Source organism: Nitrosospira sp. Nsp1, assembly GCF_900100985.1.
GTDB lineage: Bacteria > Pseudomonadota > Gammaproteobacteria > Burkholderiales > Nitrosomonadaceae > Nitrosospira.
Window position 1 is genome coordinate 26,679 of record NZ_FMUF01000029.1, and the last position, 9,712, is coordinate 36,390.

Below are 9,712 nucleotides of genomic sequence, written 5' to 3' on the forward strand. Positions count from 1 at the left end.
GTAGGTTTTATAACAAATTCACTTTCTCGTCCCAGTGAGCAGAGCCCATCCTGCCTGCTCGCGTGTAATACGAATATCAAACCATTGCCGATAGATCTGCATCACATCTTCCGCCTGTTCCATGAGAATGCCGGAAAGCGCTATTTGTCCACCCTTGCGTGTCGCGCGCATCAATAATGGAGCCAGTACGATTAGCGGGTTGGCAAGGATATTGGCAACAACCACATCCACCCAGGCGCCATTTCCGGGCCCTGCCCCCCGATCCGCCACGTGCGTCTCAAAAAATTCCGCTTTGGTTTCATCACACTGGTTGAGTGCTGCATTTGCGCGGCTTGCGGCAACAGCTTGCGGGTCGATATCAATTCCCACTACGTGACCCGCACCCAATTTCAAAGCGGCAATGGCAAGTATGCCCGAGCCGCAACCATAATCCAAAACATCTTCACCCCCTCGCAGCGTTTCGTCAAGCCAGCCAAGACACAATTGCGTAGAGGGGTGGCTACCCGTACCGAAAGCCAGCCCTGGATCGAGTATCAGGTTGACCGCCACGGTATCGGGTATTTGATGCCAACTGGGAACGATCCACAGGCGGGACGATATCCGGATTGGGGCGAATTGCGATTGTGTCATCCGAACCCAGTCCTGCTCCTCCACATGCGTAACGCGATAGCTGGGCTGACAGGGGAGCTGGGCTGCGCTCGCCGCAGCCTGCACAGTGGAAGCAATGTCGACATTCTCGTTGAATAGGGCGGTAAGCTCGGATGCGAACCAGATTTTCTCGGAAGGCTCGCCCGGCTCATCGAACAAGAATTGCTCTCGATCCGTACCGCTGCCCGCATCATGTATGTCTGTTGACAGCGCGCCCAGTTCAAGCAACGCGTCACCCAGGGCTTCGGCGTGCGCGCTATCGGTTTGTAGAGCGAGCGAAATCCAGGCCATATCAAGAAATGGGTCGCGTTTTAGCCTGGCTTATTATAATTGGCAAGCTTTTGCTCCAGGTAATGGATACTGGTGCCGCCATTCAGAAAAGCGGCGTCGGATAACAGGTCGAGGTGTAACGGCATATTTGTTTTAATGCCTTCTATCACCATTTCGGACAACGCGATGCGCATCCGTGCAATTGCCTGGTCGCGGTTGTCACCATAGGCAATGACTTTACCGATCATGGAATCGTAATAAGGCGGCACCAGATAATTATGATATATATGAGAGTCCACGCGAATGCCGGGGCCGCCTGGAGCGTGGTATTGCGTAATACGTCCGGCGGAGGGCGTGAGTTTATAAGGGTCCTCGGCGTTAATGCGGCACTCGATGGCATGCCCTTTCAACACGACATCGCGCTGGCGAATGTTGAGTTTTTCACCTGCGGCAACACGAATTTGCGCTTGTACCAGATCGATCCCGGTAATCGCTTCAGTAACCGGATGTTCCACTTGCAGGCGCGTATTCATTTCGATGAAATAAAATTCATTTTTCTCATACAGGAACTCGAACGTGCCTACGCCGCGATAACCGATACGGCGGCATGCGTCCGCGCAGCGCGCGCCCATCTTGTCGCGCAACCTGGGGGGAATGCCCAGGGCGGGCGCTTCCTCGAGAATTTTCTGATGGCGGCGCTGCATTGAACATTCCCGTTCGCCAAGGAAGATGGCATTCCCGTGTTCGTCAGCCAGAACCTGGAACTCGATATGGCGCGGATTTTCAAGATATCTTTCCGCATAGACCGTCGGGTTGCCGAACGCCGCCTGCGCTTCGTTGCGAGTTATTATAACGGCGTTCGACAAAGCGGCTTCGGTATGCACCACCCGCATTCCACGGCCGCCGCCGCCAGCTGCCGCCTTGATGATTATCGGATAACCTATGGCGCGAACAATGGCGCGGATCTCTTCAGGCGACTCCGGGAGCCCGCCGTTGGATCCGGGAACACAAGGCACGCCTGCTTTTCTCATGGCGTTCTTGGCACTGATCTTGTCGCCCATCAGGCGAATTGTTTCGGGGCGAGGGCCGATAAAGACAAAACCACTGCTTTCGACACGCTCGGCGAAATCGGCGTTTTCAGAAAGAAACCCATAACCCGGATGAATAGCCTCCGAGTCGGTTACCTCCGCTGCACTGATGATGGCAGGAATATTAAGATAACTTTGGGCCGATGGGGCTGGCCCGATACACACGGATTCATCGGAGAGCTTCACATATTTGGCGTCGGCATCCGCCTGGGAATGCACTGCGACTGTTTTGATGCCCATCTCACGGCATGCGCGTTGTATTCGCAGGGCGATCTCGCCACGGTTGGCTATAAGAATTTTTTCGAACATGTTTACTGGAGAATGTTTCCCGAAAATGGGAGCTGTTAGCCGTCTTTCAGCGCGTTATAAGCGCGTTTGGCACAGAATCACCCGATCACGAATAGCGGCTCGCCATACTCTACTGGTTGGCCATTTTCCACCAGGACTGCCTTTATCACGCCACTCTTGTCGGATTCTATTTCGTTGAGCAGCTTCATCGCCTCGATGATGCATAGCGTTTCCCCCTCCTTGACCGTCTGCCCTACCTCGACGAATGGGTTGGAACCGGGAGTGGAGCTACGGTAGAACGTTCCTACCATGGGTGATTTCACCACATGGCCCTCCGGCAGGATCTCGGCTACCGCGTTAGCGGTGGTGAGTGTCGCCGATGGAGAAACAGCACCCGGCATCGCCACCTGTGGAGGTGATGCTCCGATTGGGGCTACCTGGGTTTGTACGGATGAGGTCGATCTGCTGATGCGTACCTTCTCCTCACCTTCGGTAATTTCCAGTTCGGCAATGCCCGACTCCTCGACCAGATCAATCAGTTTCTTCAGTTTTCTCAAATCCATAATAAACCTCCGGGGCGGTTCCCCTTTTACGTCTTAACTACACGCCGCCATTGCTGCGCCATCTTTCAGCGCGTTGACGCATGTCTGCTTTCTATTCCGTGAAAGTTCCTCTTCCATGTCCTGCTCCCCGCTCCAGGCCTTATAAATATCAGCAAGGTTAGGTGGGGCGATCGAACTTCCCGCCTGCCAATATCTCTATAGCGTATTCCAAGGCAAGTTCGTATCCTTTAGGTCCCAAGCCGCTGATCACGCCCACCGCCAGGTCGGAGAAATATGACCTCCTGCGGAAAGATTCACGAGCGAAAACATTGGAGAGATGTACTTCGATGAACGGTATTCTGGTTGCTGCAAGGGCGTCACGTAAAGCAATGCTGGTATGTGTATAGGCTGCGGGATTGATGATGATAAATGCTATTCCTTCGCTCATCGCTCGCTGAACTCGATCTATCAGCTCACCCTCGGCGTTACTTTGAAAGTGAATTAATCCGACACCCGCGTGATCCGCTAAAATCGTTAATTTGCTGTTAATTTCGCCTAACGTGAGTGTTCCGTAGCGCTCCGGCTCGCGTGTTCCCAGAATATTCAGGTTAGGCCCATGAAGTACGAGGATTTTTTTTATTTTGGACGCGTCATTTTCCATGCACGCAAGTTTGACGCATACTTGCAAAAAAGTCTAGTTATTGGAGGACATCGACGAAAATAAGGGAAATTAGAGATAGTTTTATCTGGATACGGTAGAGCAGACACCATTGACGATTTTTAGCAGCTGCAATTATAAGCTTTCAGGCTGCTCGCAGTTTATTCCGAACATTTTTGACGTCTTCCCTGGAAAAAGCCGCGCTTTACGCTTGACCCTTGCATTGCTCGCCGTTTACCAAACCTCTATAATCCACGATGCTGTATTTTCCTTCGCGCTGTTGTAGCTCAGTTGGTAGAGCAACTGATTCGTAATCAGTAGGTCGGAGGTTCGACTCCTCTCAACAGCACCATCCATACAATAACTTAGGTAGCTCTTAAGCCCAGACGCTGACCCCAGGGTAACGCTGGGGTAACTCTTGAAGTGGTTTTGTCCAGATTCTGTTCTTAGGGAATGCATTTCGACGTGCTTCAGTCCTAAGTTGCGGGCAACTGCGGAGCCATTCTGAAATCCGACATTCAAAGCCTTGACACAAGCACATTTCCGCCGCGTAGTAGGCCAGCAATACCCATGGTTGAGCGAGTGTAAATGTTTCCAGCACCCCTTTTCCAAATTTCTGACGTTGAACTTAGCGCGCAGTACTGTCAGCTCTCGTTAGGTGCAACTTGTCTAAGAACGTATAGCAGTAAAACGCAGAGCCTCTGAACAAGTTAGCTTCGTTGATACCTCGGAGCGATTGGAAACGTTTCCGGTTTAAATACGCGGATATCGGGACTGTTGAATCCAGGCACCGCTGTTACGGAAAAGATGAAGCGCGGGTCGTCCGTAAATTTATCGAAGGACAGTTTGTCGGTTGCTAGAACTCTGCATTTGTATCTGGCGTCAAATAGACACAGATAAGGCTGATCGTGTAGTTGACGCACACGAAGCACCTTTGACATCGTCGGGCGCCTCTTAGCGGATCCTGGCATAGCGAGGTTGATCAACATAAGCTACGCGGTGCTGGGATTTGCCGAAAGCCCGCAGTTGGGATTATCAGGGAACCGGGCAGCGGTTATCGCAACTCCCAGTTCCAGTATTACCTGGAAATATTTCCACTTAAGGATGTCTCGCGGCACCACATCCGGCTTTACATAAACTCCTATACGATTTTTTTCGGTCTTATACTCGCCGCTCTTCAATTAAAGCGCCCACATACCATTAGTTAACGGTCGGGATTCTTTACAGTGATTACGCGCAGAATGGCTTAGAATTTGAATCTTTTAAACTAATTTTGATGGCACGATTCCTGCTAGAACGAGTAAGAAACGAAGAGATGTATCGCCGCGATAAATAGGAGATTTTAGTTCGTGATATCTAAAAGATGGTGGGTGGGTGTTTTCACGCTGGTATCGATTGCCCTAGGAGGCTGCGCTACCCAAGCTCAACGGCAATTCGAACATGTTCAGGTGCAGTATCAGAGTGCTCTTCGCACTCTAGGCAGCTGTGATCCTATGGACAGATCACAAGCCCTACATAGGCTTAAGGAAAGATTTATAGTGGAGGCAGATGATCCCCGGGTGGTAGAGAAATTGTCCTTGGGGGCTTACGCTACAGAGCAGGAAGCTAAAGACCTGATCGACATTTCTATCCTCAGAAAGCCTTGCGACAAGCTTGCCATTGAAGCCTTCTCCAAAGTCCACCCTCAATACGTTGTTAGTCTCGCGCGGATATTTTCCGAGGCAGATGCAGACTTAGCAAAAGCCATCAATAAAGACTTAACGATAGGAGAGGTCAACCAACGTACAGTTGACAGATTGAATGCGTGGCAAACGGAGTTTGCTCAAATTGGCCAGCAAATTCAATCTCAGTTAAATCATGCGCACCAGGATGAGTTATTACAGCGGCAGAATTCGGCGCGAGCAGTTCAGAATTGGGCGTATCAGCAGCAGGTTCTGGAAAATCAGCGCCAGTTGTCAAACGCTACTGCTCGGCCCACCACCACAAATTGTCATTATATTGGCAACTCGTTTCGGTGCACTCATTACTAGCCCCACTAAAGCAGGGGGAGATAAAGAATTAGGCTTAATACACACTGGTAGCGCAGCCCTGCTTACTACAGCTTGATAAGAGCGTATGGGTGAAAATACTGAATCATCGACCCCCAAGTGCCTCAATTACCAGGCTCCTCATGAGGTCTTCCTTGAGGCTAAGCTTGGTACGGTTGGAAAGTGAATTCACCCTTACCTTGTTTGGAATTAGTTCCCATCGATTCATTCCCGAAAGATAATGTATTCAAATTCGCACCAATCTATTGAGCGGTCAATATCTGAAACTCGGTAGCATTGACGATGGGACGCACACGCCGGTTTTCGCGCCGCATTTCCACAATCCCATAATGAGACATGGTTTTCAGAGTACGTGAGAGATTGCTGGGCTTTCGCCCGGTAATCTCCGCGAGACCGATGATCGATTCAGGCTGTGATTCATGGATAGTGGTGAGCAACGGTTATCGTCACTCAAGACCTCGGCAAGCGACTTCATTGAAGTAAACCATATCTTGGGTTCGCCAGGTTTGGGCTTATACGTACCTCTGGCTATCGCAAGCATGCGTTCACGGATTTTCTCTTGCGGCATGATGCCGATCACAATTCTTTTCATAGCTCCATTTCCTTCAATACACGATCCACTTCTTCAAAGAAATCAGCAAGCAACTGGTAGGCATCCTTGAATTCATAAGGGACTCCCTTATCCGCGATGTGACGATGCTTATGGTCATAGCTAGCAGCTGACCCGCATACTTGAACTTTTTCGGCGGCTTTATGGCATGGCTGTTGTCGTATCCCATGATCCGTTTTCCATAGGGTTCATGCAGCGTAAGCGAATAGTGGATGCCATGCGGAATTTTCGGGGTTGCTACGACTCGCCTTGCCTCGACCTTGACCCAGCATCCCAAATCCTGAGCAATGATGTAGCCGTCAAGATCAAGCAGAGTTTCAAGTCCAATATCAGGCTGCGTGGCTTAATAATATCATCTGATGATATTCATTGTGAGTTATATCGTTATTGATTGGGTCGGTGTAGATCCGATATCTGATCATTTTTAAGGTCGCGGCTTCCTGATGCTGTAGCCCGGTAAATAAAAAAAACAGATAATCTGCGACTGGCGCGGATTATTGAGAGTTTTGTCATTCTTGAACAGCGTTGTCCCTGATATCACGGCGCAAGGTTGTGAGATTTGATGGCGGCCTGACGGTACTTCAAAGCTGCCGCAACTTGCCCATATTCTGGATTGGTGAGCGCGTGTACTTAAGTCCAATTGCAAACCCCGACGATAAGGTTATTATGCGAACAACCAACTTTCCTGTTGGGAGTGACGTTGAGTTCTGCCAACCCTGAGCGAATAATGAAGCGGACGCCGGGGATACTCTGAAAGCTGAATGCTTTTGGGACTTATCCGGTGTGCGATTGCAGAAGAATAAAGGCTAACAAAATTATAATAGGCAAATATCGTGACCCAACTATTAAGCTTTGATCAAACATATGACTTGGCGAATATGCTGATCAAAAAGGCTACGAAGGATCAACTGGCCGAATGCGCGCGACTGCTTGCCCTGAGTCTTGCGCATCAGCAGATAAATCATGAAGAAATCCCGGTTGACCAAACCCTGGCATCATTGCGTTCGTTCGAGTGGAGCGAGGAGCATTTGAATTTACTGATGGAAGGCATGTTAAACCTGATAGGGGTGCTGGTGAATGTCTGCGGCGACGTAAGACATGTGAAGCATTAATATCAGGATCGCGGTTTTTCCCGAGACAGCGTGCAGCTAGTCCATAATCGCGCTGCAATCACGTATTTTTTGGTTGTGATCAGAGGCTGAGGCCGCAAATTTTGGACAAATCCTTTGGATGACTGGGGAATGGCCGGAGTGGTACTGGCCTATTGTAATTACCCGGATTCTACAAACGCCAGCTTAGGGAGTGAGTACTTACTGCCGAAGTCGAGGCGACAGGATCCGTTTGCGGTAATAAATGATCTCAACGACCTGTAACGGCCTTTATGGCCCCAAGTTAATCAAAAGCTGTTGTTAGCATTAATTAGGATATCGCTGCATTCCATGCAAACACAGGATAAGCCACAATATCTGGCGACAGGGGTGAGTCGGCGGGAGGTGTGGTCTTGGGCGATGTTTGATTTCGCCAATTCAGGCTATACCACCGTTGTAATTACTGCAATTTTCAATGCTTATTTCGTTGCGGTGGTGGCTGGGAATGCGGAATGGGCGACGTTTGCATGGACAGCAGCGCTGGCGGTTTCCTATGCCCTTATTATCCTGACCGCGCCTGCGCTAGGCGCATATGCCGACGCGTATGCAGCGAAGAAGCGTCTATTATTCCTGAGTGCGGTAGGCTGTGTCCTGTTTACGGGATTGCTCTACTTTGTCGGCGCAGGCGATCTGTGGCTGGCGGTTGTGCTGATAATCCTCACCAATTTCTTCTTTGGTTGCGGCGAAAATCTGATCGCCGCGTTTTTGCCGGAGCTGGCGCAAAGCAAGGCGTTGGGAAAGGTTTCGGGCTGGGGCTGGAGCCTGGGTTATATCGGCGGCCTGGTCAGTCTGGGCCTATCGCTGGCGTATGTCACCTGGGCACAGGAACAGGGCAAGCCGGCTGAGCACTTTGTCCCCGTTACGATGCTGATAACGGCCGGTTTCTTTGCGCTGTCGAGTATCCCCACCTTTCTTTTCCTGAAGGAACGCGCCGTACCTCAATTGCATCTTGCCGGACATACCGTGGTAAGCGAGGCATTTTCGCGGTTGGGCGAGACATTTCATCGCGTGCGGGATTTCCGCGACCTGGTGCGTTTTCTTGTCTGCATCGTATTTTACCAGGCGGGTATCCAGACTGTAATTACATTGGCTGCAATATACGCGCAACAGGTAATGGGCTTTAACACAAGCGACACCATGTTTCTGGTCCTGGTGGTCAACATCACTGCGTCAGCGGGCGCGTTCGCTTTCGGCAGCATACAGGACAGGATCGGGCATATTCCCACGATAGCGTTGACGCTTGTTGGCTGGATTGTCATGATATTGCTGGCCTGGATGGCCGAAAGCCGGGCAATGTTCTGGCTGGCTGCCAACGTCGCCGGCCTGTGCCTGGGGGCTTCTCAATCGGCAGGCCGGGCGCTGGTGGGATATTTCAGCCCCGACGCCAGACGGGCTGAATTTTTCGGGCTGTGGGGACTGGCAGTCAAACTGTCGTCCATCCTGGGTCCGGTGACGTATGGATTGGTAAGCTGGATTTCTCGCGGCGATCACCGGCTTGCCATGCTGATTACCGGCGTTTATTTTGTTATCGGATTACTGATATTGCTGAATATCGATATCAAGAGGGGACGGCAGGCTGCGCTGCAAACTTAAAAACCGCGGTGAATTGCTAAAAATAGCAAGACATCGTGGTGCTTCAGTTGGCGCTGTCCGGTGAGATTATTGATGGTTGCTGCCGCCCCACGGTTTTATGATATCCCGCCCTATCGTTTACGGGTTCTTTTTCTCGCGGTGTTCAATGGTGCATATGATGATGCTCATGTCCACTGGAGGTTCCCGCAGGCTTTTTTTCCTGGGCTTTTGGGGACGCTTTAGGCTTGAGCGGCGTAAAACGGGTTGATTGTGGCTCCTGGTCCGGCAGTTTGACGAACACGACGATCGTGGTTTCGGGCGTGAGCTTGAAATCTCCGGTTCCTTTGAGGGTGTTATCCCCTGCAGGTTCCAGTTTTATCGAATCCTTGGGCTTGGCCTTGCCTACCTGAAAACTTGCTTTACCCACCCCACCGTCGGTGCTGACTTTAGTATCCCCATGATCCGTTACGTAGATGACGATTTCTTTATCTTGTGCAACAAGCTCCAGATGATAGGGACCTGCCATACGCATCTGGCCCCCGTGTGGCGTATCAATGGCGTCGAAATGCTCTTCGGTATGCGCTGACGCGGGCACTGACACGACCAACGCAGCACTAATCAAGACCGTGGCCATCGATTTAATCATATTTATCTCCTTGAACGATTATTAAAAAACTTTGTTGGAAAGCCTCATACGGGGCTCTATGCTTCTCGGTTTGCTCCCTGCTGCGGTTGACTACTCAACTCAATGCACATGATCCCCTGGCGGGGGCAATATTTCCTTTTCCCGATTAAGCTGAGCGACCTGCTGCATCAGCATATCGGTATTGGACCAGCCCG

Annotated in this window: 9 protein-coding genes and 1 tRNA gene; 4 read left to right on the forward strand and 6 right to left on the reverse strand. The window is 50.8% G+C overall.

The window, feature by feature from the left end; all coding sequences use genetic code 11:
• Nucleotides 1–18: 18 nt before the first annotated feature.
• The 4 genes from prmA to aroQ all read right to left on the reverse strand — a co-directional run bounded on the left by prmA (nucleotide 19) and on the right by aroQ (nucleotide 3,497).
• Nucleotides 19–939, reverse strand: a complete 921-nt coding sequence (gene prmA, locus BLP78_RS13890) for a 50S ribosomal protein L11 methyltransferase (RefSeq protein ID WP_090460158.1) — start codon at nucleotides 937–939, stop codon at nucleotides 19–21.
• A gap of 20 nt (nucleotides 940–959) precedes the next feature.
• Nucleotides 960–2,315, reverse strand: coding sequence for an acetyl-CoA carboxylase biotin carboxylase subunit (accC, locus tag BLP78_RS13895; RefSeq protein ID WP_090460160.1), 1,356 nt, complete (start codon nucleotides 2,313–2,315; stop codon nucleotides 960–962).
• 77 nt (nucleotides 2,316–2,392) lie between these two features.
• Nucleotides 2,393–2,857 (reverse strand): acetyl-CoA carboxylase biotin carboxyl carrier protein, encoded by a 465-nt coding sequence (gene accB / locus BLP78_RS13900; RefSeq protein WP_090460162.1) that lies wholly within the window; start codon nucleotides 2,855–2,857, stop codon nucleotides 2,393–2,395.
• 157 nt (nucleotides 2,858–3,014) lie between these two features.
• The gene (aroQ, locus tag BLP78_RS13905; protein WP_090460164.1) at nucleotides 3,015–3,497 is read right to left on the reverse strand and encodes a type II 3-dehydroquinate dehydratase; all 483 of its coding nucleotides are present in this window, start codon (nucleotides 3,495–3,497) and stop codon (nucleotides 3,015–3,017) included.
• Between the two features lie 273 nt (nucleotides 3,498–3,770).
• On the opposite strand from aroQ, the gene BLP78_RS13910 reads away from it, so the two are divergent.
• A tRNA-Thr gene (locus BLP78_RS13910) sits at nucleotides 3,771–3,846 on the forward strand.
• Nucleotides 3,847–5,032: 1,186 nt separating this feature from the next.
• A complete protein-coding gene (locus BLP78_RS13920) occupies nucleotides 5,033–5,524 on the forward strand; it encodes a hypothetical protein (RefSeq protein ID WP_143002975.1) in 492 nt (163 codons plus the stop codon).
• 361 nt (nucleotides 5,525–5,885) lie between these two features.
• Here the strand turns inward: BLP78_RS13920 and BLP78_RS13925 are convergent, their stop codons facing one another.
• Nucleotides 5,886–6,134, reverse strand: coding sequence for a hypothetical protein (locus BLP78_RS13925; protein ID WP_256330296.1), 249 nt, complete (start codon nucleotides 6,132–6,134; stop codon nucleotides 5,886–5,888).
• A gap of 851 nt (nucleotides 6,135–6,985) precedes the next feature.
• On the opposite strand from BLP78_RS13925, the gene BLP78_RS13935 reads away from it, so the two are divergent.
• Both BLP78_RS13935 and BLP78_RS13940 read left to right on the forward strand, forming a co-directional pair.
• On the forward strand, nucleotides 6,986–7,264 hold the full coding sequence (locus BLP78_RS13935; RefSeq protein ID WP_090460171.1) for a hypothetical protein: 279 nt from the start codon (nucleotides 6,986–6,988) through the stop codon (nucleotides 7,262–7,264).
• A gap of 327 nt (nucleotides 7,265–7,591) precedes the next feature.
• Entirely contained in the window at nucleotides 7,592–8,893 is a 1,302-nt protein-coding gene (locus BLP78_RS13940) for an MFS transporter (protein ID WP_256330297.1), read from the forward strand.
• Nucleotides 8,894–9,035: 142 nt separating this feature from the next.
• On the opposite strand, the gene BLP78_RS13945 is transcribed toward BLP78_RS13940, so the two are convergent.
• Nucleotides 9,036–9,518, reverse strand: a complete 483-nt coding sequence (locus tag BLP78_RS13945; protein ID WP_090460175.1) for a hypothetical protein — start codon at nucleotides 9,516–9,518, stop codon at nucleotides 9,036–9,038.
• Nucleotides 9,519–9,712 lie beyond the last annotated feature (194 nt).

Excerpts from the sequence above, each read along its gene's own strand:
- prmA (WP_090460158.1), bottom strand. The coding sequence starts at position 939 with ATGGCCTGGATTTCGCTCGCTCTACAAACCGATAGCGCGCACGCCGAA.
- accC (WP_090460160.1), bottom strand. The coding sequence starts at position 2,315 with ATGTTCGAAAAAATTCTTATAGCCAACCGTGGCGAGATCGCCCTGCGA.
- accB (WP_090460162.1), bottom strand. The coding sequence starts at position 2,857 with ATGGATTTGAGAAAACTGAAGAAACTGATTGATCTGGTCGAGGAGTCG.
- aroQ (WP_090460164.1), bottom strand. The coding sequence starts at position 3,497 with ATGGAAAATGACGCGTCCAAAATAAAAAAAATCCTCGTACTTCATGGG.
- BLP78_RS13925 (WP_256330296.1), bottom strand. The coding sequence starts at position 6,134 with ATGAAAAGAATTGTGATCGGCATCATGCCGCAAGAGAAAATCCGTGAA.
- BLP78_RS13940 (WP_256330297.1), top strand. The coding sequence starts at position 7,592 with ATGCAAACACAGGATAAGCCACAATATCTGGCGACAGGGGTGAGTCGG.
- BLP78_RS13945 (WP_090460175.1), bottom strand. The coding sequence starts at position 9,518 with ATGATTAAATCGATGGCCACGGTCTTGATTAGTGCTGCGTTGGTCGTG.